This is a genomic window from Streptomyces sp. LZ34 (assembly GCF_053890475.1).
This window is the reverse complement of record NZ_CM132680.1, coordinates 6,029,950-6,052,942: the sequence shown is the minus strand read 5'-3', so window position 1 is coordinate 6,052,942 and position 22,993 is coordinate 6,029,950. Positions and strand designations below refer to the sequence as shown.

The window sequence follows — 22,993 nt, the reverse complement described above, 5'->3', positions numbered from 1 at the left end:
AGTCAAACGGCATGCTCACAGACGGCGATATGCGGACCGATCAACGACTGCGAGGTGTCGCCGTATGCCCTCAACCACCCCTGTTGGGTAGGGTTTTGCTGACCAATCACCGGCTCTCAGGGGGGACCGCCATGACCGAGATAGTTGCCGCCTTCATCGGCGGAGCGTTTGCGTTAGGCGCCGCCGTCATCACCGTGCGGTGGACACGCTCACGCTCCACCAGCGACCCTGTCCCTGACCCAGTGCCTCCAACCAGCAACGCACAGTCGGACGGCATCACCATCAATGCCGGAGTTGCTGGGCCTGCGCTGGTCGGCTGTGGACCTGGAGCACGGCACCCTGACCGTGCTGACCAATCTCCAGCGCGTCGGGGGAGAGCTACGGCTCGTCCTGCCCAAGACGCGATCTTCCGAGCGCACCATCCCCCTTCCGCCCGTCGCCGTCTCCGCGCTCCGCGCCCACCAGGAGCGCCAGGCGCAGGAGCGGGCGGCGGCCGGCATGGCTTGGCAGGAAAACGGGCTGGTCTTCCCGTCCCGGATCGGGACCCCGTACGAGCCGGACAACCCTGCGTCGGAGCTGGGACCCGGTACGGAAGCGGCTCGGTCTGGATCTGCGCTTCCATGATCTTCGCCACACCTGCATCACGCTGCTGCTGGATCTTGGCACGCCGGTGCACGTCGTCCAGCAGATCGCCGGGCACAGCGATCACGGGGTGACCATGAAGGTCTATGCACACGCTTCGCTGGACGAGCAGCGGAAGGCCCTCGGCCGCCTGGAGGACCGGTTGGCGTAGATCCGGCACCGTTGGCGTCAGCCGTAGGCGTCACAGGCAATGAAGAAGCCCCCTCCGGGTGACCCTGGAGGGGGCTTCGCCCTGGTAGGGCTGCGGTGGCTGGGGCCGGGGTCGAACCGGCGACCTTCCGCTTTTCAGGCGGACGCTCGTACCAACTGAGCTACCCAGCCGCAGCGGTCCTGACGGGATTTGAACCCGCGGCCTCCACCTTGACAGGGTGGCGAGCACTCCAAACTGCTCCACAGGACCAAGCTTGTGCGAGCTCTAGTCTCGCACATGGTGTTGCGTGCCCCCAACGGGATTCGAACCCGTGCTACCGCCTTGAAAGGGCGGCGTCCTGGGCCACTAGACGATGAGGGCTGATGGCCCACCTGGGCGCCTTCCGGCGCCGTCGGGGACGTGAGAAGCATATGGGATGCCGGTGGGGTTCGCCAAAACGGTTTACGAGGACGTGGGCATCGGGCGCGCCCCCAGGCTGTTCTCGGTCGGGAGGTGACGGCTGACCTCGGCCTTTGCCAGGCCCAGTCCACCGAGGTCGATCTCGTCCCAGGCCTGCGGCCGGTGCGTGTCGCGGTCCAGGGAGAGCACGGAGGCCTCGGAGACGCGGGCCCGACTCCCGCTGGTAGACGTCGAGGTCCGTGACCATGCCGCGCGCGTTGCCGACGACGGAGGGGGTGCTGAAGAGCATGGCCACGTGCTGGCCGGGCCTGTTATGGCCCATGGTCAGGGGCAGAGTGTGAGCGTGTCAGGGGCGCCAGAAAAATCAGCCCCAGCCCAGTTCGTGGAGCCGTGCGTCCTCAATACCGAAATGGTGCGCCACCTCGTGCACGACGGTGACGGCCACCTCGTGCACCACGTCTTCCGGCGTCTCGCAGTAGCGCAGCGTCGGCCCCCGGTAGACCGTGATCCGGTCGGGCAGCACACCGGCATACCACTCGCCGCGCTCCGTGAGCGGTGTCCCCTCGTAGAGGCCCAGTAGCTCCGGGTCGCTGGCGGGCGGTTCGTCCTCCACGAACACGGCCACGTTGTCCATGACCCGCGTCAGTTCCGGCGGGATCTGGTCCAGGGCCTCACTCACCAGCTCTTCGAATGCCTCGCGCGTCATCTCCAGCACACGGCCATTGTCAGGGACAGGAGCGTGGCGTGGGGGATACGCAGGCCTCCGGCTATGCGCCACAGGGGGAGTGCACGGCCGTAGCCCGGTCAGGGCGCGCGTGAACGCCACGACCCTCGCCGATTCGTCGCCTGGTGCGTGTGGCGCGCCACGTCCCGACATGCACGAGATCGCGCACCACTTCGGGATCGACGACGATCGGCTGCACGCGCTCGGCTACGGCTGATCCGGCCGGCGCGTGTCCTGGGCGGGGCCGGTCCAGTTGGGCAGTGCGTCCGTCCGTACGCGCCCTGGAGGCTCGCCCCGCATGCCCGGATCGCCCGCTCCCCGTTCCGATCGCCCCGCCCGCCCCTCGGGGGTGTCCCGGATCTGTCGCGTCCTGCGGGGCCCCTGCGCGGTGGCGGCCCTCGTCGCCGCGGCCATGGCCCTGGCGGGCTGTACGAGCGTGTCCGACGGCCCGAAGCGTCCGGGCCCGCACCACGGCGCCCGCGACCGCGACGGGGCGGCTGAGCCGGGCGGGGGCGTGGCGACGTCGGACAGCAGGGCGCGTACGTATCCGGACGCCGGGCCGGACGGTGACCACGGAGGGGACGCCAAGAACGGGAAGGATGCGAAAAAGGACGAGAAGAAGGACGGGAAGAAAGGGAACGAGGGGGAGAAGGAGGCAAAGCGGTCGGCCTCGGCCTCCGCACCGGGCGCGGCCGAGCCCTCTCCCGCCAAGCCCCCCAAGAGCGGACCGGGCCCGCAGCGGCCGGTGCCGTCCGCGCCCTCGTCGCCGTCTACGGCTGCCCCCTCCACCGCGGCCCCCTCGAGCCCGTCGTCGAGCGCCCCGGAGCCGCCGCGGCCGACCACCTCCGCCCCGGCGTCCCCGCCCGCGTCACCGGCGCCGGAGGCCGAAGAGGCGGAGTGACGGAGTGACGAAGGGCACGTCAGGCGCCGCGCGGCGGATTTGCTCTTGAGGGGTGAGAGTGCGTATGGTGGTAGATCGTTTGATCCCATTTGCCCGGCGCCAAACCGAAGAGCGCCGCGTGGCGCGTTCCTTTCCTTCCCGTGGCTGACCGCACTGAGGCGGTTTTTTGCGACATCACACGGAGCTTGGGCGCGTGCCGAGACTCCGGAAGGTTTCGCAATTCGCATGTCCGTTGCCACTGACCACGCCGTCATGCCCGCTGCCGACGAGCAGCCCGAGCTGACCGAGCAGGCCGAGCGCACCCAGACCGCCGAATCCGCCCAGACCGCTGAATCCAGCCAGACCGCCGACCAGCCGCAGGCACCCGAGCAGCCCGAGCAGCCCGAGCAGCCCGAGATCACCTTCGCCGACCTCGGCCTCCCCGAGCAGATCGTCCGCAAGCTGGCGCAGAACGGCGTCACCACGCCCTTCCCGATCCAGGCCGCGACCATCCCGGACGCCATGGCCGGCAGCGACATCCTCGGCCGTGGCCGCACCGGCTCCGGCAAGACCCTGTCCTTCGGCCTCCCGCTGCTGACCACGCTGGCCGGCGGCCACACCGAGAAGAAGCGCCCCCGCGGCCTCATCCTCACCCCGACCCGCGAGCTCGCCATGCAGGTGAGCGACGCGCTCCAGCCGTACGGCGACGTCCTGGGCCTCAAGCTCAAGGTGGTCTGCGGCGGTACCTCGATGGGCAATCAGATCTACGCGCTGGAGCGCGGGGTCGACATCCTCGTCGCCACCCCGGGCCGGCTGCGCGACATCATCGACCGCGGCGCCGCGTCGCTGGACAAGGTCCAGATCACAGTCCTGGACGAGGCCGACCAGATGGCCGACATGGGCTTCCTGCCCGAGGTCACCGAGATCCTCGACCAGGTGCCGCAGGGCGGCCAGCGGCTGCTGTTCTCCGCGACCCTCGAGAACGAGATCGACACCCTCGTCAAGCGCTACCTGGTCGACCCGATCACCCACGAGGTGGACCCCTCCTCGGGCGCGGTCTCGACCATGACCCACCACGTGCTCGTGGTGAAGCCGAAGGACAAGGCGCCGGTCACCGCCGCCATCGCCGCGCGCAAGGGCCGCACGATCATCTTCGTGCGGACCCAGCTCGGCGCCGACCGCGTGGCCGAGCAGCTGCGCGACGCCGGAGTGCGGGCCGAGGCGCTGCACGGCGGCATGACGCAGGGGGCCAGGACCCGGACGCTGGCCGACTTCAAGGACGGCTATGTGAACGTGCTGGTCGCCACGGACGTCGCCGCGCGCGGCATCCACGTCGACGGCATCGACCTCGTCCTGAACGTGGACCCGGCCGGCGACCACAAGGACTATCTGCACCGGTCCGGCCGTACGGCCCGGGCGGGGCAGAGCGGCACGGTCGTCTCGCTGGCGCTGCCGCACCAGCGGCGGCAGATCTTCCGGCTGATGGAGGACGCGGGCGTGGACGCCTCGCGCCACATCGTCGGCGGCGCCGGTGTCTTCGATGAGGACGTGGCGCGTATCACAGGCGCCCGCTCGCTCACCGAGGTACAGGCCGAGTCGGCCGCGAACGCCGCCAAGCAGGCCGAGCGCGACGTCCACGAGCTCACCCGGGACCTGGAGAAGGCGCAGCGGCGGGCGACGGAGCTCCGTGAGGAGGCCGACCGGCTGACCGTGCGGGCGGCGCGGGAGCGCGGCGAGCACGTGGCCCCGGCGTCGGCCGTAGCGGAGGCCGAGGCTGCCGCCCCGGAGGGCGCCGCCGACGCGTCGGCGGACGTCGTTGTGCCCGCCCAGCGCGCGGCCGAGGCCGCGGTGGCCGACGCCCCTGCGGCTCCCGCCGTCGCCGCCTCCGAGGGCGGCGAGGCGCCGCGGCGCTCCTCGTACGACCGCCGTGACGACCGTGGTGGCTTTGAGCGCCGGGACCGTCGGGACGGGGACCGTGGCGGCTTCCGCCGCGACGACCGTCGTGACGACCGCCCGCGCGGCTCGTACGACCGGCGTGACGACCGGCGCGACGACCGTGGTGGCCGTACCTTCGAGCGCCGGGACGGGGAGCGTGGCGGCTTCCGCCGCGACGACCGTCGTGACGACCGCCCGCGCGGCTCGTACGACCGCCGTGACGACCGGCGCGACGACCGTGGTGGCCGTACCTTCGAGCGCCGGGACGGGGACCGTGGCGGCTTCCGCCGCGACGACCGTCGTGACGACCGCCCGCGCGGCTCGTACGACCGCCGCGACGACCGTGGTGGCCGTCCGTTCGAGCGTCGTGAGGACGGCGAGCGTGGCGGCTTCCGCCGCGACGACCGCCGTGACGACCGTCCGGGGCGTCCGTTCGAGCGCCGCGACCACAACCACCGTGGCGGCGACCGCCCGTTCGGCCGCGACCGTCGGGACGACCGTCCGGCCCGCCGCGACGACCACCGCTCCGGCAACTCCGGCGGCCGGTCCTACGACCGTTCGCACGACCGGCCGTCCTTCGACCGCCGTGCCGACAAGCCGCGCTGGAAGCGCAACGGCTGACCGTGACTGACCGCGACGGCGGTCGGTCGAGAGGCTGACCGAAAGGCCGTGCAACACCTGGTTGTTGCACGGCCTTTCGACCCCGTGGGGTATTGGGTCGGGTCTTCGCCCCCGGCCGAGCTATGCTGCGGGGGTGCGGGTCATTAGCTCAATTGGCAGAGCAGTGGACTTTTAATCCATTGGTTCAGGGTTCGAGCCCCTGATGACCCACGTGGCGAACCGCAGGTAGGCACCGCTGACCTGCGGTTTTCGTCTGTCTGTGCACGTGGTGTCACCCACCTGCGTCCGAGCGGATGCCGTCTCCTGCCGCTCCGCTCAGGCTGATCTTGCTGCTTCGAGCCATCCGGAATCCAGCAAGGCGAAGGAGACACCTCGTGCGACTTGTGACAACGCTCCGCGGCCTCGTCCCGGTCATGATGCTGGCGGCGTCCGTGTGGGGCGGCCCCGCGCCGGCGGTGGCCGCGGGCAACGGCGGCGGTGGCGGTGGACATGGCCATGGGCACAGCCAGGGTCACGGCCAGGGGCACGGCCATGACCATGAATACGCCCATGGCGGCGGCAAGGCCCATGGCTACGACGATGGACATGACCGAGACAACGGCGGCGGCGGTGATGGCGGCGGTGGCGATACCGACCATCCCGATGTGGCGTGCGGCGACGTCGCCGCTCTGATCAGTGCCATCAACGATGCCAACAACACGGGGTTCGGAGTGATCACGCTCACGCCGAGCTGTGTCTACACTCTGACCGGCGCGGCGGTGTCCCCCGGCACGAACGGGCCGGACGGGCTCCCGGTGATCACCGGGAACGTGACCCTCGTCGGTGCCGACACGACCATCACCCGAGGTGCGGGCACGGCCTTCCGTATCGCGGAGGTCGCTCCCGGGGGAACCCTGGCCCTCCAGGGCATCACGGTCTCCAATGGGTCGGCGACCACCTCCGGCACGGGCATCAATGGCGGTGGCATCCTCGACGGGGGAACGCTGAGGCTGACGTCGAGCGTGGTCACCGGAAATACTGCGAGCAATCTCGGTGGCGGTATCGAGGTCGCGAACAACGCCGTACTGGATCTCAACTCCAGCCAGGTGACGAACAACACCGCCGGTGACGGTGGCGGCATTCACATCAACACCGGGGGAACGCTGACGGCCGTCAGCAGCCAGATCTCCAACAACACCGCCAGCGGTTCGGGCGGTGGAATCTCCAACTTCGGAAACGTGACGCTGACGGCGGTGGACGTACGGGGCAATCACGCCCTTGCCTTCGAGGGCGGTGGGATCACTACCAACGGCGGCAATTTCACCATGTACTCCGGTTCCATCGACGGTAATACATCCGGAAGTCACGGAGGTGGTATCGCCAACTTCGGCAGCCAGCTGTTGATGCAATCCGTCACCGTAACCAACAACACCGCCGGGCAGAACGGCGGCGGTCTGTACAACGACGCGGGCAATGCCCAGCTCATCGGCAACCAGGTGACCGGAAATACGGCCAACGGCGGCCAGGGCGGCGGTATTTTCGTGAACGCCGGGTCGGTGACACTGACCGGGACCTTTGTGTCCGGCAATACCCCGAACAACTGCGTGCCGGGTCTGCCCGGGTGCTGAGCCGATCCTGACCCGGCGGCCCACGCCGATGGGCGCGGCCCTGGAAGGAATTCCTTCCAGGGCCGCGCCCATCGACCGGGGAGGCGGTGCCGCGATCCCGCGGCACCCGCTATCGCATCAGTAGCTGTGGCCGCGGCGGTTCGACTTCTTGCTCTTCTTGCCCTTGTTGTTGCTCTTGTTGCCGTTGCCGTTCTGGGCGAGAGCGATGTTGGTGCAGTTGCTGCCGATCTCGATGTCGCCTGTCGGGGCCGCCCCACCCGCGACGGTGGTGGTGCCGGTGGCGGTGTCGCAGTCGTTGGCCTGAATCGCCGCACCGGAGTTGGTGAAGTTGATGCAGTCGGAGCCGATGTTGATGTCACCGGTGGGCGCGGCCAAACCGGGGTCCGTGGTAGTGCCGGTGTGCGTGTCACACGAGTTGCTCTGGATGCCGCCGCTGGAGCCGACCAGGGGTCCGAAGCCGTAGGCGCTCGCGGCTCCCGCCGTGCCGATGACCATCGCGCCGGCCGCTGCGGCCATGAGAGCTGCCTTCTTGCCAATCTGCATTGGTTGGTGCCTCCATTTAGGTTCTCCGCGAATTCCGCAGACGCCTTAACAACGAAGGCAATTGGCGAAGGATCCGGGGCCGATCCCAGCTTCACCCGTCCGCCGCAGTAAGGATATCTTCGCCGTTGTGTCCTCATGGCTGCACAAGATGAGCGCACAACACGGGGCTCCATGAACGCGGCCCCCGGCGGGAGTTGTCCGCCGGGGGCCGTGTGCGAAGCCGTCAGGAACTCACCGTCCGGAGCGGCTCCCGCTGTTCCCGCTGCTGCTCCGGGTGTCGTTCTGCTTGCCGTTCCCGTTCCCGTTCCCGTCTCCCGCTCCGGAGATGTTGGAGCAGGTGGTCTCGGTGGTGACCTTGGGCCCAGGGGCCAGCGGCGAGATCGTGATGGGCCCGATGGTGGAGTTGGTCTCGCACTTGTTGCTCTGCTTCTGGACTCCACCGGTCTTGCTGTAGTTGATGCAGTTCGTCCGGCTGCTGATATCGGGCGACCCGGCGAGACCCGCGTTAATGGTGATGGGCCCGATGGTGGAGTTGGTCCGGCACCGGTTGCTCTGCTCGGTCACTCCCGACTCGCTGTAGTTGACACAGTTCGTCTCGGTGGAGATGTCTCCTGTCGGAGCCAGGCCGACGATCGTGATGGGCCCGATGGTGGAATTCGTGTCGCAGCGGTTTTTCTGGCTGCCGCCTTGACCTCCCGGCGCGTACTGGGTGCCCGAGCCGTTTTCGGTGGCGCCGGCACTGCCCGCGCCGCCGATGGCCAGCGCGCCTACAGCCGCCAGAAGCAACGCCGTCCTCTTGCGCCTGTGCATAAAGCCTCCAATGTGGGTTCTCGACGGTTATCCGCGAACATCTGACTAACGAGGGCAGTCGGCGATGGGTCCCCGAGCCGCCGCACCTCTACCCGTCCGGCGCATTAGAGACATCGTCAGTCTGCGCTGGCCGATTCCTCCTCGCAACGCCAAGGCGGCCCCGGACGAAGCAGTGTCCGGGGCCGCGATGGAAGCCAGAGATGCGTTCACCCTGCGTTTCTCATTCGGGGGAACACAGCGGGCTTGGCATGGGGTCAGCCGCCGTAGCCGCCACGGTGACCGCTGCTGCTGCCGTAGTTGTCGTTGCGGCCCTCTTCGCGGCCCGCGCTGTAGTTCTGGCCCTCGCTGTAGTTGTTGTTGTAGCCGCTGCCGCCGGAGCGGAGGGAGGTGGTGGCCTTGGGGTAGGAGATGTTGGAGCAGCTGGTGTGGATGTCGATGTCGCCCGACGGGGCAGCCCCACCAATGATGGAGGTGGTGCCGGTGCGCGTGTCACATTCGTTGCTCTGGTAAGCGGAGCCGCCGTAGTCGACGTTGACACAGCTGGTGGAGATGTCGATGTCACCGCTGGGGCCCAGCGTGGAGGGGTCCAGGGTGGTGCCGGTGCGGGTGTCACACTCATTGCTCTGGACGCCGCCGCCGCCACCGCTGTAGGCGGACGCGCCGCTGGCGCCGATGAGCACAATCGTGCCGGCGGTCGCGGCCAAGAGGGCTGCCTTCTTTGCGATGTTCACTTAATTCCTCCCGGTGGGTGTCTGCCGCGGAATCACGGACATCCACGTCAACGAAGAAAATCTGTAAAAGCTTCGGGCTGGCTTTCCACTTCACTCGTCCGGCATAATTGGTCGCCCTTTTGCCTCGCTCGCCTTGCGGCTTCCTGCAAGGGAATCCGGTCGATTGGGCTCCGGGTGACGGGTGAGTGGTGAAGCTCTTACGCGAAATACGGAAGAGGTCCGTCAACCCCGCGCGGATCCGGAATCCCACCGTCCGAGTTGTTCGACGGGCCGAACGGGTGATATATCCGAGCGTTCCGACGCAGGACTGAGTGAGGCTCGGCCCACAGACGGCTTCGCCGAACCGCACGCGCGGCCTGTGGTCGCGCCGCTACGGTAAGTGCGCGAGAACAGTCGCCGGGGGGACGGCGAGCGGACGGCCGGGAGGCGGGAGGAGACAGACATGGGGCACTCACGAGCGGGCACGGGCGGCGGCACTCCAGCCGAGCATCTGGAGGGGCTTCTCGCCCGCGCACAGAACGGCTTCGAGATCGACGAGGCGGTGCTGGGCCGGGCCCGCGACGCCCTGATGCACCAGTCCGAGCTGCGCTCCTGCCGGCAGTGCAACGAGCCCTCCGGCCCGCTCGGCTACAGCACCTACCGCCATATCTTCCTGCTCCCCGACGGCAGCAGCCTGTTGCTGTGGGAGCTGGAGCACAACACCGGCCCGGCCCGCAGCCCGCTCTTCGAGCTCTACGCCGACGAGGACGCGCTGACCCTGGCCGAGCGCCGGGTGCACGAGCGGATCGGCGGCGCCCGCTGGGACGAGCTGGAGGGGTTACCGCTGTGGCTTCCCGAGCAACTGCTGCACGCCGTCGCGCCGGTGGAGACCCCCCGTGCGTACGTATCCGACAACTCGGCCGACCACGCCCGCCGCGTCCTGCGTCGCGCGGAGAACCCCGACCGCCCCGGCGTGGACACCGAGCAGCTGCTCGCCACGGCGTTCGCCCATGACATCGCGCTGGCCCCGAAGCCGCGCCGCCGCTCCGGCGGCCCCGACGCGACATGGTGCCGCTTCTATGAGCACGCGTTCCTGCTGGCCGGCGGGGACGAGATCGTCCTGTGGGAGCTGGAGCACAATCTGACCGCCGACGGGCGGCTGGTGTGCGAGGTGTATCTCGACGAGGTCTCCGCCGAGCTGGCGGCGGACCGCCACGCCCGCGCGCTCGGCGTCGACCTCTGACGCCCCTCCGCCCCCGCGCCGGTTTCTGACGCACCCACCTGGCCGACACCGACTCGCCCGACGCCCCGTCACCCGGGAGCCTGGTGAAGGCGGCGAGAGCGGACCAGGGGAAGCGGACCAGGGGAAAGCGAGAGCGACCGGTGCGGGTGCGAGGGAGCAGGGCTCGTTCGGGCGCCCGTGCGAGTGCCCGTGTGAGTGTCTGTGCGAGTGCCCGTACGAGCCCGCGCATGAGACGGCGTACAAGGCCATGAGGCGGCGTACGGGGCGACGTACGAGACCGCGTGCGCCTCGGCGCGGGCAACCGCGTACGGACGCGCCCCGCGGGGGCGAGGAGGTGCCCAGGAGCGCTTCCGGCCGCCGCTTCGCCCTCTGGCTCCCCGGCGTCCTGATCATCGTCGGCGTCGTCTACGACATCACCACCCCGGCCACCTACACCGCCGCCCCTTTCCTCGCCGCCGCCCCGCTGGTCGCCGCCCCGCTCTACCCCCTGCGGCTGACCGCCCTGACCGCGGTCCTCGCCGTAGCCGCCGCCTGCCTGCTGGCCGAATTCCACGGCGTCAGGGACTGGGTCCAGTCGGCCACCGAGATCGCCACCGTCGTGACGGTCGCCCTGCTGGCCCTCCTCTTCAACCGTGTCGTCCGCCGCGGCTCCAAAAAGCTGGCCTCGGCGCGCGGCATCGCGGAGGCGGCCCAGCGCGCCGTACTGCCCGAGCCACCGGCCCGCCTGGCCGGCCTGGACGTCGCGGCCCGCTATGTGGCGGCGGAGCAGGACGCCGCGATCGGTGGCGACCTGTACGCGGTGCAGGACACCCCGCACGGCGTACGGATGATCATCGGCGACGTGCGGGGCAAGGGGCTGGGGTCGGTCGAGGTGGTCGCGATCGTCATCGGCGCCTTCCGGGAGGCCGCCGAGCAGGAGGCCACGCTGGAGGGGCTCGCGCTGCGGCTGGAGCGGGCGCTGCGGCGCGAGCGGGCCCGGCGGGCCGACGTCGACGAGCAGGCCGAGGGGTTCCTCACGGCGGTGCTGGCCGAGATCCCCCGCGGCGACTCCCTGCTCCGCCTGATCAACCGCGGCCACCCGTCGCCGCTGCTGCTGGACGGGGACGGCTCGGTGCACCGCGCCGACCCCGAGATGCCGGCGCTGCCGCTGGGGATGGGCGACCTGGGGGCGTGGCCGGACCGGGTGGAGGAGGTGTCGTTCGCGGAGGGGGTGACCCTGCTGCTGTTCACCGACGGGGTGAGCGAGGCGCGCGACGCGCAGGGCACGTTCTACGACCCGGCGGCCCGGCTGCGCGGCCGCCGCTTCGCCGGACCGGCCGAGCTGCTCGACGCGTTGGTGGCGGATGTGGAGCGGCATACGGGCGGCGGGACCGCGGCGCTGCTGGCGCTGCGCCGCGCCTCGGTGATGCCGGGCGCCGGGCCCTGACACGCTCCGTAGTGGAGCATGATCCCTCCGGATAACAATTGACGCACGATCAGTTCGAAGGTGTTTCCGGGCGTGCCCGGGTCGCTGCCGACTCGCCCTCATCTGTCCCGTGCTGGGCGTTAAGTTCACCTCAAAGGTTGCTCTGATTCCTGGGAACGGCTTGGAATCAGGTCACGCTCTCTATTAACGTTCGATAACGCAGCGCGGTCGTTACAGCCGTCGCAAGAGGCGGCACCGTGCGCCGTCGCCGAATCCCGCACGCACAGCAGCACCAGCAGCAGAGCGACAACAGCAACACCAAGGGAACCGGGGAACCACCAACCTTGGGGTGAATCGGGTCGAACCTGACCCGTAGGAGACCTTCCTGCTCCGAACCCGTCAGCTAACCCGGTAGGCGAGAGGGAAGGAAAGGAGTGCGCCCGCGTGGCGTCCAACAGGTCTGCCCTTGAAGAGGCTCCGTCCCGCACGTCCGGCGCCGGAGCGGGGACAGCCACCCGCTACGGCTCCTGGTTCGAACCGGCCGCCGAGGCGAGGGCCGGCCAGGACACCGAGACATGGGACGAGTGGAATCCCACCGAGGAATCCATAGCTCCGGTGCGCGGCCGGCACCGCGTCGCCAAGCAGCGCGGCGGCACGATGGCGCGCAGCGGCGCCGTCCTCGGCGTCGGCGTGATCGCGGCGGTCGGCGCGGGCGGGATGGCGAGCGCCAAGGACCGTCCCAAGGCCCCCATATCCATGCCGGACCTCGCACACGTCGCCGACAAGGTGAAGGACTCCCTCCCCGACGCGGGGGACCTGCCCGGCATCGGCTCGCTGCTCTCGGACTCCGGCTCCGGCTCCGGCGACTCCTCGACCACCGCGGCCGCCCCCCTCTCCCAGGCGGGCCTGACCTCCCAGGACGAGGCGAACGGCGCCACCGACGCGGGCGAGGCGCTGCGCGCCCGCATCCTTCAGCAGGCCGAGAACCAGCAGAACGCCGCCGACGAGTCGCAGCGCGTGGCCGCGGCCGACGCCGCCGCCACGAAGGCCGCCGCCACTGCCAAGAAGGCCGCCGACGCGGAGGCGAAGCGGGAGGCCGAGGCCGAAGCCAAGAAGAAGGCCGCCGAGGCCGAGGCCAAGCGGAAGGCGGAGGAGGCGGCCAGGAAGAAGGCCGAGGCCGAGCGCCTGGCCAAGCTCGCCGCCCAGTACACCCTCCCCGTCGCCTCGTACACCCTGACCGCGTCCTTCGGCCAGGCCGGCGACATGTGGTCGGCCGACCACACCGGCCAGGACTTCGCGGCCCCGACCGGCACCCCGGTCAAGGCGCTGCACGGCGGCACGATCAAGTCGGCCGGGTGGGCCGGTTCGTACGGCTACCGCATCGTGCTCAAGCTGAACGACGGCACCGAGATCTGGTACTGCCACCTGTCGTCGATGGTCCGTACGTCGGGCTCGGTGACGACGGGCGAGGTCGTCGGCCGCGTCGGTGCCACGGGCAATGTGACCGGCCCGCACCTCCACCTGGAGGTCCGCCCGGGCGGCGGCAGCCCGATCAACCCGATGCCCTGGCTCCGCGACCACGGACTGAACCCGTGACCGCCCCGACCCCGCCCCCTGGCGACGTCGGCCCGATGACCTGCTGACCCGGTCCCCCATACCCCGGCGGCCTTGGCGCTCTCTCCCCCCTTGACGCCAGGGCCGTCGGTTTTTTGCCGATCATTGGCCCGTATGACGGAATACCCCCCTCCGCCTCCGCGCTGAAACAATGCATGGCTGATACCAAGCAGAGCGAGCAGACCGACAACCGCAAGCAGATCGGCAACCTGTCCGTATCCCCGCTCTCCCTCGGCGGGAACGTCTTCGGCTGGACGGCGGACGAAGCCGAGTCTTTCGCCGTGCTCGACGCCTACGTGGCGGCGGGCGGCAATTTCGTCGACACCGCGGACGTCTACTCCGCGTGGGTGCCGGGCAACTCGGGCGGGGAGTCCGAGACCATCCTCGGCAACTGGTTCGCCTCCCGGGGCAACCGCTCCGACATCGTCCTCGCGACCAAGGTGGGCGCCGGCGTCCCGACGCCCCGCGGCCTGTCCGCCGCGGCGATCAAGGCGGGCGTCGAGGAGTCCCTGAAGCGCCTGCGCACCGACTACATCGACCTTTACTACACCCACTTCGACGACACCTCGGTGCCGGTGGAGGAGATCATCTCCACGCTGGACGAGCTGGTGAAGGCGGGCAAGGTCCGCGAGATAGCGGCCTCCAACATCTCCGCCGAGCGCCTCGAGGCGTCCCTGGACTTCTCGGCGAAGGAGGGCCTGGCCCGCTACGTGGCCCTGCAACCGCACTACAACCTGGTCTCCCGCGACACCTTCGAGGGCCCGCTCGCCGACGTCGCCGCCCGCCATGGCGTGGCGACCGTCCCGTACTACTCCCTCGCGTCCGGCTTCCTCACCGGCAAGTACCGCCCCGGCGCCTCGGTCGACAGCGCCCGCGCCCAGGGCGCGGCCCAGCACCTGGAGACCGAGCGCGGCCAGAAGGTCCTCGCCGCACTCGACGACGTGGCCGCCAACCACGGCGCCGAGCACGCGACGGTGGCCCTGGCCTGGCTGGCGGCCCAGCCCGCGGTCGTCGCCCCGATCGCGAGCGCGCGCACGGTGGACCAGCTTCCGGCGCTGCTGGCGGTGGCGGACCTGAAGCTGACGAAGGAGGAGCTGGCGCTGCTGACGTCGGCATCGGAGTAAGGGCTTCGCGCCTCACGCGCTTGCGGTGGACATGAGACAGGGACACGCCGTGACGTCGGCGTGTCCCTGTCTCAAAACCATCGCAAACTGTGGGCCGGGCGGTGGACTAGGCGGCTGCGGCTGCCCCGCTCCGTCGATCGGCGGCGGCCCAGGACGCGGCGGCGACCCCGCCGGCCACGGTGAGGACGGAGGGCCAGGCGCCCAGCTTCTTGGCGAGCGGATGCGACCCGGCGAAGGCCGCGACGTACAGCCCGCTCAGCACCGCCGCCGTGCCGGTGCCCGCCTTCTGCTGCCACCCACGCGCGGCCACGACCCCGGCCGCTGCCAGAGCCACCCCGCCCAGCTGCCGCTTCTTGGTCCAGCGCGCGACCCCGTACCCGCCGACGAGCCCGCCCGCGGCCACCACACCTGCCGGGATTCCGGCCATGACCTCTTACCTCCACTGTGAGGGTCTACTTCCTCGACCCTATGCCGGGCGGGGCGGCCATACGCGCCGTTGGGGTCATGATCAAGCACCGACTCTGCAACAGCGGTTGGGGGCGGGCCGATGGGGTCACGCCTGGCGGGCCGGAGGCAGCGCCGCCCCGTGCTCCGCGGCCCACTCCTCGAAGCCGGTCACCCGCAGCCCGAGCGCGCGGGCGTAGCGCGGCGAGGCGGGCTGGTCCACGGTGTTCAGCCGCTCGTGCCCGGCGGCGAATTCCGGCATCCCCGCGGCCAGGGCCTCCTCCACGGTCATGTCCGGGGCGGTCAGTTCGGTGCCGCTGGCGCGGGAGAGCACGGCGGCGACCTCGGCCATGGTCAGCTCGTCGCCCGCGAGTTCCAGCTCCACGCCGTTGAACCGCTCCGGGTCGGCGAAGGCGGCTGCCGCGGCGTTGCCGATGTCCTGTACGGCGATCAGCTTCAGCACGGTGTCGGGCTTGATGAGGGACGCCAGCCGACGGCCGTCGGGGCTGAAGATGAACCCGGGTACGAGGAAGTTCTCCATGAAGAAGGCCGGCTTGAGGAGCGTCCAGTACCGGAATCCCGCGTCACGCCCCCGGTCTTGGAGCGCGGCCTTGACCTCGTACACATGCTCCATGCCCTTCCAGCGCTCGTCGCCCCAGCCGGGTGTCTCACGGTGCTGTCCGACGCCGGAGATGGAGGTGTATACAAGGTGCTCGACGCCCGCCTCGGCCGCCGCGTCGATCAGGTTGCGCCCGCACACCCACTCCGTATCGCCCTGTAGGTCGGCCAGGTCCGGCATCTGCACGGAGAAGACGCCGCGCGCCCCGTCCACGGCGCGCCGTACGGCGTCGCGGTCGCGCAGATCGCCGGTGACGAGCTGCGCTCCGAGCGCCTGCACGGCGCGGGCCGGGGCGCTTTCGGGGTCCCGGACGAGCGCCCGTACCGGCACATCCTGCGCGAGCAGGGCCCGCGCGGTCGCGCCGCCCTGTTTTCCGGTGGCGCCGGTGACGAGTATGGGTGCGGTGGGCATGCTGCGGCCTCCCTAAACGGCGGGGTCCCCCGTTTATCTGCCGGATACGATACGGAGGGGTCCGCCATTTACGCAAAGGTCAAAGGTGACGACGTGCACGACGTGTCCAACACCCAAGCCCAAGCCCGCCCCCAGCGCGCCGACGCCCGCCGCAACTACGCGCGCCTCCTCGCCGCCGCGGAGGCGGAGGTCGCCGTCCACGGAGCGGAGGTCTCCCTGGAACAGGTCGCCCGCACCGCCCAGGTGGGATCCGCGACCCTGCGCCGGCACTTCCCCAACCGACAAGCCCTGCTGACCGCGGTCTTCCGCCGGCGGATCGAGGCCCTGTGCGCCCTCGCCACGGACCTGGCCACCCGGGAGGCCCCCCGGACTGCGCTGCTGGAATGGCTGCGCGCCGTCGCCCACTACGTCACCTCCGCCCGCGGCATGGCGGCATCCCTGGCCCTCGCCGAGTCCCCCGGCGAAGCCGAACACTGCTTCACCTACCTCGCCACCGCCGGCGACCCCCTGATCCGCCGCGCCGCCGCCACGGGCGCCGTACGGGCGGACGCGACCGCCGCCGACCTGCTGACCGTCGTCATCGGCATCGCCCTTGCGACGGAGCACCACCCGAACGGCGCGGCCGAGGTCGACAGACTGCTGACGCTGGTCACGGAGGGGCTGGGCCCGCGCTCGTAGACCGTCGGCCGAAGGGGGCCGACGGCCGGGGGAGGGTCAGAACCTCCCCACACCCCAGCTGAGCACGGCGTGATTCCCGCTCCCGCCGGAGAGCTTGGTGCCGAAGGCCCCGCCGCCATTCGTGTTGAAGCTGTTCATCCCGTTGTACGCGACGCCGAACGTCAGCCGGACCGCATGACCGTCGCGCCAGCTCGCATCGCAGTGGTCGGCCGTGTACTCGACCGTGCCCGCGACCCCCCTCAGCGACCCCTCCCGCGACCGCGCCTTGAACACACCGTCCTGCCCCTTGCCGAGCGTCGCCGGGGGCCGCATGACGAATCCCCCGGCCGTCAGCCCGTAATCGGTCCGCGTGAGCCGGCACCCCGTCGCATTGTGCATACGAACCTCAATCGCGCGGCTCGTCTCGTCCCCCTCACCGTCACCCCGTACGCCCTCAACAGCCTGGGCGGAAGCAGAGACGGCCGGCACACCGACCACGACCCCCATCATCACAACTACGATCCAGCGCGTCAGTGTCCTCATGGCGGCCTCCTCCTGGCACAGGTGCCACCACGATGCCCACCCCCGCCTCACCACCGTCGGACCGACACAGCCGCCTCCCCCGCCCGGCGGTCACCCAGCAGCGACCCGCACCCCGGCGTCGAGGGCCTCTCCCCAATCGAGGTAACCCTCGTGCTGGATGAACATCTCGACGATGTTCCCCTCGTCATCCCAGGCCCGCCGCTCCTCCCTGAAGTCCTGCGGCCTCTGGATCCACGCGAGCGGAATCCCGGGAAAGTGCGCGTACAAGGGCCCACCCTCAGCCAACTCCAGCTTGAAGGCGACCATCCCGCACCCCTCCGCGTCCACCTCCCTGACGACGTCCTCCACCACAACGCCGCGCTCGGCCAGCCCCTCGATAAAGGCCACCGCGGCGGTGGCCCCACGGACCTCCCACGCGTAGTCCTCGGCGTCTTCGTCGTCCTCGTCGTCCTCGTCGACGAGCGTCATGTCGATGAGGTCCTTCACCTGCCACATGGCGCGGCCCCTTCCCCCTGATGCCGTTCTCGAACGCCCCGAAGCCTAGACGGACCTCGCCCTGATCAAGGCGGTGGAGCCCGCACCGCGGGCGTGGAGTGCCCCCGGTGCGGGCTGGTGGCGGCGCGCGATCAGGCTGGACCGGCGATTTCAGCCGTCGTTGTTTCAGGCGTCAGTTCCAGGGCCTGGCGTATGACCGCCGAGCCCTGTTCCACGAACTCCGCGATCGGGGCGGCGAGGGTGTCGGGCAGGACGTCGGTGTGCCAGACGAACCTGGTCCGGCCACCGGCTTCGGCGACGGCCTGCATCGAGGCATGGTGGTGGGAGGGGTGGAGGCTTCCGCCGACCACGGTGTAGGCGACGCGTCTGTTCTCGTGATCGAGGTCGACGAGTCGCTCGTGGACGATCGTGCCGTCGGCGAAGGTGACCGTACGGGTGTCCGAGCTCAGGTGCGTATCGGTCACGAAGCCGGGCGCGAGGCGTTCGTGCACCGCCCCGTAGTCGCTGAGCACGTCCCAGACGGCGTCGGGCGTGGCGTCGACGACGAATTCCTTGTGAATGGAGGCCATGGGTGACTCCTGGTCAGGCTGCGGAGATGCAGAAGGGGTGTCCCTCGGGGTCGGCGAGGACGGTCCACTGGCCCTCGCCGGGCTGGAAGTCGGGTTTGCTCGCCCCGAGCGCGATCAGTTCCTTCGTCATGGCCTCCGGGTCGCTGACCTGGAAGTCGAGGTGGGCGTGGTGGGCGGTGTCAGGCCAGGCAGGCCCGCGGTAGTCGGCGACCCGCGGAAAGGCGAGCCGCAACGGGCCGTTGCCCAGGCAGGCGTAGTCGTCGTCGCTGTGGGTGATCTCCCAGCCGGTGAGGCGGTGGTAGAACTCGGCGAGTTCCTTCGGGGTGGCGCAGTCGATGACGATCGCGGTGAGCTCCGCGTGGACGGTCATGCCGATGGCTCCTCGGTGTCGTGGCTTGCCCGCCCAGCATCCGTTTTCCCGTGCCGAGGGTCTTGAAGATCCTTGCGGCGTCGCGGGCTCGCGGTGTCGCGGCCTCGCGGACCCGGATCGGTGTCGTACCCCCGACATAGGGTCTGCGGCGTGTTGTCAGCCGTAACCCTCGCTGCCCGGCCCGAGTTCGCCGTGGCCACGGTGGTTTGCCGCTCCGACCACACCCGGTGGTCACAGCCAGAGGCCCGCGACGATCACCGCATGGTGCTCGTACGGCGTGGCAGATTCCGCCGGTCGGCCGGAGGAACCGATGTCGATCTGGACCCGACGGTGGGATACCTGGGCACCCCGGAAGAAGAGGAGCGCTTCGCGCATCCCTCCGGCGGTGACACCTGCACCTCCCTCACCTTCACACCCCGGCTCTGGGAAGGGCTTACGGGCAGCACGAGCGTCTACGTGGACGCCCGCATCGACCTCACCCACCGGCGCCTGCTCGCAGCCGCCGCCGGCGGCGACATCGACTACGCCCTGACGGAGGAACTGCTCCGCCTCGTCGCAACGGCCGCCGGCAAACCGGCCCAGCGACCGAAGCCCGCCGACCGGAGACTGGTCGCAGCGGCTCGTGAGGCAATCACCGAGGGAGCTCCGCAGGCGACCCAGCTATGCTCGCTGGCCCGGCACCTCAAGGTCTCCCCCTACCGGCTGAGCCGCGTCTTCTCCCAAGAGATGGGCGTATCCCTGACCCGCTACCGCAACCGCGTCCGCGTCGGCCAAGCCATGGACCGCCTCACCCAGGGCGAACCCAGCCTCGCCAACCTGGCCACCGACCTCGGCTTCGCCGACCAGGCCCACATGACCCGCACCATCCGCGAACACCTCCAGCACACCCCGACTGCGCTCCGCCAACTCCTCGGCCCGGTATTCGCGCCCCACGACGCCCTGTCGCCCGGCCCCGGAGCCTAGACACCATCCCGCTGCCCACGCCGCACCGCCGCGACGAACTCCCCCCAGGCGCACGCCGAAAACGCGAGCACGGCGCGCTCCGGCTCCTTGGAGTCCCGTACGGCGATGCCGCCCGTACGGAAGGCCGCTTCAACACATTCTGTTGCGCCAGCGCCACTGTAGGAGGACTTGAACCAGGCACCGCCTGCAGTGGATATCGGCACTTCATGCATCAGAACTCCTCACGGACGCGTTCGATGAGGGCGGAAGGGTGCTTGGGCCAGCCACGGCTTGGGGGACTCTCAGGCCACACTGACGTCGTGACCGACAACGTCTTCGTGATCACCTCCGGCCTGCCTGCCAGCGGGAAGAGCACTCTGTCCTCGGCCCTGGGCCACTGTCTGGGATGGCCGGTCATCGACAAGGACGCAATCCTGGAATCCCTCTTCGACTCCCTCGGCACCGGCGACCACACATGGCGGCACCGGCTCAGCCGCGCCAGCGACGACGTCTTCTTCACCATCGCTGCCCAAACCCAACGAGCCGTACTCGACAACTGGTGGCATCACGACACCGCACCCGAGCGGCTGCGTCGACTCAATGCACGTCTGATCGAGATCTTCTGCGACTGCGACCCGGCACTCGCCGCCGAACGCTTCCAGCGACGGACCCGCCACCCCGGCCACCTCGACCCGCAGCTCACCCCCGAGCAAGTTGCCGAGCGTGTCGCCATACTCCGCGCCACTTACCCGGGCCCTCTCCGCCTCGGCGGACCCTTGCTGACCATCGACACCAGTCAGCCGGTCGACATCGCCGCCGTCGTCAAGGAGGTCAACACCCTCCTCGAAGCCTGAGGAAACCGGTGATCAGCCAAGTGCGACCAGGGCAAAGCGATGCGAACCCCGTCTAGGCACCTCCGGTTTGTCCGCGACGCAGGACCGCGACGAAATCCCCCCAGGCGTGAGCCGAGAAGGCGAGCACGGCCCGCTCCGGCTGCTTCGAGTCCCGTACGGCAGCCCCGCCGCTCGCCAGACCGGCCATCTCGACGCAGTTTCCTCCGCTCCCGTTGCTGTAGCTGCTCTTCCGCCACTGGAGAGGCGATATATCGGTCATCAGCAGAGTCCTTGTGCCGCTTGTCTGATCAGGTCACTCGACCGCTGAGGACTCAAGGACAGAGCACGTAGATTGTCAAACGCCTTGCCGTAGAGGGCGATCTCTTCCGGACGCTCCAGGTACACCGCGTCTGTCAGGCCGTCGCGGTACACCATGTCGGGATCCTCCTGATCCGGAAACCCCAAGATCGTAAATGCGCCAACAGCGGGGTAGCTGCCGGCGTCGAACGGCAGCACCTGGAGTGTGACGTTCTTCAGCTGCGCCACCTCCAGCATGCGCTCGAACTGCGCGCGCATGATCTTGGCGCTGCCGATGGTGTGCCGCAGCACGCTCTCGTGCACGATCGCCCACAGCTCAAGGGGCGCGGCGCTCGTCAGCAGAGCCTGCCGCTCCATGCGTACGGTGATCATGCGTTCAACGTCATCCGGGTCCTGGGCAGGCGCGGCGAGGTGGAGTTCCCGTGCGTAGTCGGCCGTCTGAAGCAGTCCGGGCACGAACTCGCACTCGTACGTCCGCAGCCCCGAGGCAGCCTGCTCCAGCCCGACGTAGACCGAAAACCATGAGGGCACGGCGTTGCCGTATGCATGCCACCACCCCCGTGTCTTGGACTGTTTGGCGAGCTCTTTGAGAAGTTCGCGGAGCTCGTCGGACGTTCCATAGAAACGGCAGAGGGCATCGATGTCCGATGGCTGTACGCGGCCCTGGCCGGTCTCCAGGCGGTTGACTTTGGAACCGCTCCAGTCCAGCTCCTTGCCCACCTGGTTGCAGGTGAGCTGGTGCTCCTCGCGGAGCTTCTTCAGCTCGATGGCCAAGCGGCGGCGTCGGGCAGTAGGTGATCCGGGCACATGAACTCCTCGTGTGGCAACGAACGTTCAGTCTCGTCGGACGGGTGTGACCCGTCAGTCACCCATTCGAGCGAATCCCTTCGTGCACATTGCACAGCGGGATGCGCGATGCCATGCTCTCACACGGAGTAACGGCTCGGCCACCGAACGATTGCTACAGGTGACCGCTGCACGGCAAGGCGACCGCGAGGAGTTGAGAGATGGCCATCGAGCACTGCATGCCGAGGAAGGCGTGGCACGTTTCCTTCCTGGCGGAACCCGGTGAAGTCCCCGCCCTTCGCCGCAGCATGCGGGTGCACCTGATCCGGTGGGGCCTGCCCGATCTCATCGACGCGGCGCTGATCTGCGTCAGCGAGCTCGTCACGAACGTCATCGTCCACGTCGGTGCCGGCACGCCCACGACAATGGCCGTCTCCATGAACGGCACCTACCTGCGCATCGAGATCCACGACCCGGACCGCAGCGCCCTGCCCACACTCCTGGGCGCGACGACCACCTCCGAGTCCGGTCGAGGGCTGGCCTTGGTCATGGCGGTGACGGACCGATGGGGCGTGATGCCGACCGACGCCGGCAAGACGACCTGGTGCGAGATCGCCACGGAACTGCGCGAGGCCGACGCCCATCTAGAAGGGCCTCAAGTTGATCGTGCGGAGGCCCTGCTCACTCTCTACGGCCGGTCGGCGTATCGCAGCGGATCCTCGCCGCAATTCGGACGCGCCATCGCGGAAGAGGCGGCAATCGCCTTGATCGCAGACCTTCTCCACTGGTTCCGCGCACACGGCCAGGACCCGGACACGGCACTGGACCGGGCGCAGCTGCACTTCGAAGCCGAGGTGGGAACCATCGGGTGACCCTCCGGTGATACGTGCTCCTGGGCCGACGCACTATGAAGCCCGACTCGGCCGTGCCGGCACCTTGACCCGAAGCGGCTCGAAGCGTCGCGCTGGCATCATTGACCATCCGTACTGAGATCGCGCCCCGCCAATAATCCCCAGGGTGTCCGGCTGGCTGATCACTGTGCTCCTCCTGAAGAAGCTGTGCTTCCCCCGAGTCTGGATGCGACCGGCTTACCCTCGCCGCACGGTTGCGACGAAGTTCCCCCAGGCGTGGGCGGAGAACGAGAGAACGGCCCGATCCGGCTCCTGAGAGTCCCGTACGGCGATGCCGCCCGGGAGGAAGGCTGCTTCGACGCATTCCGTGTGGCCAGCGCCGCTGTACGACGACTTGAACCAGGCATCGTCTGCAACGGATGCTGGAGCTTCGGCCATCAGCGCTGAGCGGGAGTCGTGCGAGCGCGACAGCCCGTTCCTTGTTGCAGGCACCTCGTTGATCGAGATCCTCACGGGCCGGGCGGTGGAGTCCACGACGATGGCGGTGCCTCCCTCGGCATGATGGAGCGTCACGGTCGCAGGATGGGCCTTCTCCACCTCGAAGGTGTACTCGACGCGTGCCGGTTCGGACATGAGCTGAACCCTTCGGTCAGGGGCGATGCCGGTTGCTGGCGCAGGAGTTGGTGTGTGGCGGCCGCACTACGGTAGCACCCTTTTCGAACATCGCGTCAACTTAGATTTGACGTG

Annotated in this window: 27 protein-coding genes, 4 tRNA genes, 2 pseudogenes and 1 riboswitch; of the genes and pseudogenes, 15 read left to right on the top strand and 18 right to left on the bottom strand. The window is 69.4% G+C overall.

What is annotated here, in order from left to right; translation table 11 throughout:
* Positions 1 to 285 precede the first annotated feature (285 nt).
* Positions 286 to 624, top strand: coding sequence for a hypothetical protein (locus ACWY4P_RS24410; protein WP_456212656.1), 339 nt, complete (start codon positions 286 to 288; stop codon positions 622 to 624).
* Positions 566 to 793: a tyrosine-type recombinase/integrase gene (locus ACWY4P_RS24405; protein ID WP_456213041.1), complete on the top strand. Its 228-nt coding sequence runs from the start codon at positions 566 to 568 to the stop codon at positions 791 to 793. Before ACWY4P_RS24410 ends, ACWY4P_RS24405 begins: the two co-directional genes overlap by 59 nt.
* Positions 794 to 889: 96 nt before the next feature.
* On the opposite strand, the gene ACWY4P_RS24400 is transcribed toward ACWY4P_RS24405, so the two are convergent.
* From ACWY4P_RS24400 to ACWY4P_RS24380, 5 genes and pseudogenes are all read right to left on the bottom strand, one after another.
* Positions 890 to 963: transfer RNA gene (locus ACWY4P_RS24400), tRNA-Phe, on the bottom strand.
* A 4-nt stretch (positions 964 to 967) separates the two neighbouring features.
* Positions 968 to 1,042: transfer RNA gene (locus ACWY4P_RS24395), tRNA-Asp, on the bottom strand.
* Positions 1,043 to 1,080: 38 nt separating this feature from the next.
* Positions 1,081 to 1,153: transfer RNA gene (locus ACWY4P_RS24390), tRNA-Glu, on the bottom strand.
* A gap of 81 nt (positions 1,154 to 1,234) precedes the next feature.
* Positions 1,235 to 1,432, bottom strand: a pseudogene (locus tag ACWY4P_RS24385) (hypothetical protein); the annotation flags it as partial.
* Between the two features lie 124 nt (positions 1,433 to 1,556).
* Complete coding sequence (locus tag ACWY4P_RS24380; RefSeq protein ID WP_456212655.1) at positions 1,557 to 1,907, bottom strand: metallopeptidase family protein; 351 nt, start codon at positions 1,905 to 1,907, stop codon at positions 1,557 to 1,559.
* 4 nt (positions 1,908 to 1,911) lie between these two features.
* Between ACWY4P_RS24380 and ACWY4P_RS24375 the strand changes: the two are divergent.
* The 5 genes and pseudogenes from ACWY4P_RS24375 to ACWY4P_RS24355 form a co-directional block, all read left to right on the top strand.
* A pseudogene (locus tag ACWY4P_RS24375) lies at positions 1,912 to 2,133 on the top strand (metallopeptidase family protein); the annotation flags it as partial.
* An 81-nt stretch (positions 2,134 to 2,214) separates the two neighbouring features.
* Positions 2,215 to 2,817, top strand: a complete 603-nt coding sequence (locus ACWY4P_RS24370) for a hypothetical protein (protein ID WP_456212654.1) — start codon at positions 2,215 to 2,217, stop codon at positions 2,815 to 2,817.
* Positions 2,818 to 3,042: 225 nt separating this feature from the next.
* On the top strand, positions 3,043 to 5,352 hold the full coding sequence (locus ACWY4P_RS24365; RefSeq protein ID WP_456212653.1) for a DEAD/DEAH box helicase: 2,310 nt from the start codon (positions 3,043 to 3,045) through the stop codon (positions 5,350 to 5,352).
* 137 nt (positions 5,353 to 5,489) lie between these two features.
* Positions 5,490 to 5,562, top strand: a tRNA-Lys gene (locus tag ACWY4P_RS24360).
* 203 nt (positions 5,563 to 5,765) lie between these two features.
* The gene (locus ACWY4P_RS24355; protein ID WP_456212652.1) at positions 5,766 to 6,959 is read left to right on the top strand and encodes a right-handed parallel beta-helix repeat-containing protein; all 1,194 of its coding nucleotides are present in this window, start codon (positions 5,766 to 5,768) and stop codon (positions 6,957 to 6,959) included.
* Between the two features lie 117 nt (positions 6,960 to 7,076).
* Here ACWY4P_RS24355 and ACWY4P_RS24350 read toward each other — a convergent pair whose 3' ends face one another.
* The 3 genes from ACWY4P_RS24350 to ACWY4P_RS24340 form a co-directional block, all read right to left on the bottom strand.
* Complete coding sequence (locus tag ACWY4P_RS24350) at positions 7,077 to 7,475, bottom strand: hypothetical protein (protein WP_456212651.1); 399 nt, start codon at positions 7,473 to 7,475, stop codon at positions 7,077 to 7,079.
* Between the two features lie 258 nt (positions 7,476 to 7,733).
* On the bottom strand, positions 7,734 to 8,312 hold the full coding sequence (locus ACWY4P_RS24345; RefSeq protein ID WP_456212650.1) for a hypothetical protein: 579 nt from the start codon (positions 8,310 to 8,312) through the stop codon (positions 7,734 to 7,736).
* Between the two features lie 254 nt (positions 8,313 to 8,566).
* On the bottom strand, positions 8,567 to 9,043 hold the full coding sequence (locus ACWY4P_RS24340; RefSeq protein WP_456212649.1) for a hypothetical protein: 477 nt from the start codon (positions 9,041 to 9,043) through the stop codon (positions 8,567 to 8,569).
* 442 nt (positions 9,044 to 9,485) lie between these two features.
* Here ACWY4P_RS24340 and ACWY4P_RS24335 point away from each other — a divergent pair, with 442 nt between their 5' ends.
* The 4 genes from ACWY4P_RS24335 (at position 9,486) to ACWY4P_RS24320 (ending at position 14,408) form a co-directional block, all read left to right on the top strand.
* Positions 9,486 to 10,265, top strand: coding sequence for a DUF6227 family protein (locus ACWY4P_RS24335; RefSeq protein ID WP_456212648.1), 780 nt, complete (start codon positions 9,486 to 9,488; stop codon positions 10,263 to 10,265).
* A gap of 247 nt (positions 10,266 to 10,512) precedes the next feature.
* On the top strand, positions 10,513 to 11,691 hold the full coding sequence (locus ACWY4P_RS24330; protein WP_456212647.1) for a PP2C family protein-serine/threonine phosphatase: 1,179 nt from the start codon (positions 10,513 to 10,515) through the stop codon (positions 11,689 to 11,691).
* A 285-nt stretch (positions 11,692 to 11,976) separates the two neighbouring features.
* Positions 11,977 to 12,103, top strand: a riboswitch (cyclic di-AMP (ydaO/yuaA leader).
* An 11-nt stretch (positions 12,104 to 12,114) separates the two neighbouring features.
* Positions 12,115 to 13,266, top strand: coding sequence for a M23 family metallopeptidase (locus tag ACWY4P_RS24325; RefSeq protein WP_456212646.1), 1,152 nt, complete (start codon positions 12,115 to 12,117; stop codon positions 13,264 to 13,266).
* A 173-nt stretch (positions 13,267 to 13,439) separates the two neighbouring features.
* Positions 13,440 to 14,408, top strand: a complete 969-nt coding sequence (locus tag ACWY4P_RS24320) for an aldo/keto reductase (protein ID WP_456212645.1) — start codon at positions 13,440 to 13,442, stop codon at positions 14,406 to 14,408.
* 106 nt (positions 14,409 to 14,514) lie between these two features.
* On the opposite strand, the gene ACWY4P_RS24315 is transcribed toward ACWY4P_RS24320, so the two are convergent.
* A complete protein-coding gene (locus ACWY4P_RS24315) occupies positions 14,515 to 14,835 on the bottom strand; it encodes a hypothetical protein (RefSeq protein ID WP_456212644.1) in 321 nt (106 codons plus the stop codon).
* A gap of 126 nt (positions 14,836 to 14,961) precedes the next feature.
* Positions 14,962 to 15,882, bottom strand: coding sequence for an NmrA/HSCARG family protein (locus ACWY4P_RS24310; protein WP_456212643.1), 921 nt, complete (start codon positions 15,880 to 15,882; stop codon positions 14,962 to 14,964).
* A gap of 93 nt (positions 15,883 to 15,975) precedes the next feature.
* On the opposite strand from ACWY4P_RS24310, the gene ACWY4P_RS24305 reads away from it, so the two are divergent.
* Entirely contained in the window at positions 15,976 to 16,560 is a 585-nt protein-coding gene (locus ACWY4P_RS24305; protein WP_456212642.1) for a TetR/AcrR family transcriptional regulator, read from the top strand.
* A gap of 36 nt (positions 16,561 to 16,596) precedes the next feature.
* Here ACWY4P_RS24305 and ACWY4P_RS24300 read toward each other — a convergent pair whose 3' ends face one another.
* The 4 genes from ACWY4P_RS24300 to ACWY4P_RS24285 all read right to left on the bottom strand — a co-directional run bounded on the left by ACWY4P_RS24300 (position 16,597) and on the right by ACWY4P_RS24285 (position 18,516).
* Positions 16,597 to 17,082 (bottom strand): hypothetical protein, encoded by a 486-nt coding sequence (locus ACWY4P_RS24300; protein WP_456212641.1) that lies wholly within the window; start codon positions 17,080 to 17,082, stop codon positions 16,597 to 16,599.
* 90 nt (positions 17,083 to 17,172) lie between these two features.
* A complete protein-coding gene (locus tag ACWY4P_RS24295) occupies positions 17,173 to 17,577 on the bottom strand; it encodes a hypothetical protein (protein WP_456212640.1) in 405 nt (134 codons plus the stop codon).
* 131 nt (positions 17,578 to 17,708) lie between these two features.
* On the bottom strand, positions 17,709 to 18,146 hold the full coding sequence (locus ACWY4P_RS24290) for an SRPBCC family protein (protein WP_456212639.1): 438 nt from the start codon (positions 18,144 to 18,146) through the stop codon (positions 17,709 to 17,711).
* 13 nt (positions 18,147 to 18,159) lie between these two features.
* Complete coding sequence (locus tag ACWY4P_RS24285) at positions 18,160 to 18,516, bottom strand: VOC family protein (RefSeq protein ID WP_456212638.1); 357 nt, start codon at positions 18,514 to 18,516, stop codon at positions 18,160 to 18,162.
* 150 nt (positions 18,517 to 18,666) lie between these two features.
* Here ACWY4P_RS24285 and ACWY4P_RS24280 point away from each other — a divergent pair, with 150 nt between their 5' ends.
* Entirely contained in the window at positions 18,667 to 19,479 is an 813-nt protein-coding gene (locus ACWY4P_RS24280) for a helix-turn-helix domain-containing protein (protein WP_456212637.1), read from the top strand.
* Here ACWY4P_RS24280 and ACWY4P_RS24275 read toward each other — a convergent pair.
* On the bottom strand, positions 19,476 to 19,691 hold the full coding sequence (locus ACWY4P_RS24275) for a DUF397 domain-containing protein (RefSeq protein ID WP_456212636.1): 216 nt from the start codon (positions 19,689 to 19,691) through the stop codon (positions 19,476 to 19,478). The genes ACWY4P_RS24280 and ACWY4P_RS24275 overlap by 4 nt on opposite strands.
* 87 nt (positions 19,692 to 19,778) lie before the next feature.
* Between ACWY4P_RS24275 and ACWY4P_RS24270 the strand changes: the two genes are divergently transcribed.
* Positions 19,779 to 20,312 (top strand): AAA family ATPase, encoded by a 534-nt coding sequence (locus tag ACWY4P_RS24270; protein WP_456212635.1) that lies wholly within the window; start codon positions 19,779 to 19,781, stop codon positions 20,310 to 20,312.
* A gap of 52 nt (positions 20,313 to 20,364) precedes the next feature.
* On the opposite strand, the gene ACWY4P_RS24265 is transcribed toward ACWY4P_RS24270, so the two are convergent.
* Together ACWY4P_RS24265 and ACWY4P_RS24260 are read right to left on the bottom strand one after the other, a co-directional pair.
* Positions 20,365 to 20,571 carry a DUF397 domain-containing protein gene (locus ACWY4P_RS24265; RefSeq protein ID WP_456212634.1) on the bottom strand — a complete coding sequence of 69 codons (207 nt, stop codon included), beginning with the start codon at positions 20,569 to 20,571 and terminating at the stop codon, positions 20,365 to 20,367.
* Positions 20,571 to 21,383 (bottom strand): helix-turn-helix domain-containing protein, encoded by an 813-nt coding sequence (locus tag ACWY4P_RS24260; RefSeq protein WP_456212633.1) that lies wholly within the window; start codon positions 21,381 to 21,383, stop codon positions 20,571 to 20,573. Before ACWY4P_RS24260 ends, ACWY4P_RS24265 begins: the two co-directional genes overlap by 1 nt.
* Before the next feature lie 233 nt (positions 21,384 to 21,616).
* Between ACWY4P_RS24260 and ACWY4P_RS24255 the strand changes: the two genes are divergently transcribed.
* Positions 21,617 to 22,267, top strand: coding sequence for an ATP-binding protein (locus ACWY4P_RS24255; protein WP_456212632.1), 651 nt, complete (start codon positions 21,617 to 21,619; stop codon positions 22,265 to 22,267).
* 216 nt (positions 22,268 to 22,483) lie between these two features.
* Here ACWY4P_RS24255 and ACWY4P_RS24250 read toward each other — a convergent pair whose 3' ends face one another.
* Entirely contained in the window at positions 22,484 to 22,879 is a 396-nt protein-coding gene (locus ACWY4P_RS24250; protein WP_456212631.1) for a DUF397 domain-containing protein, read from the bottom strand.
* Positions 22,880 to 22,993 lie beyond the last annotated feature (114 nt).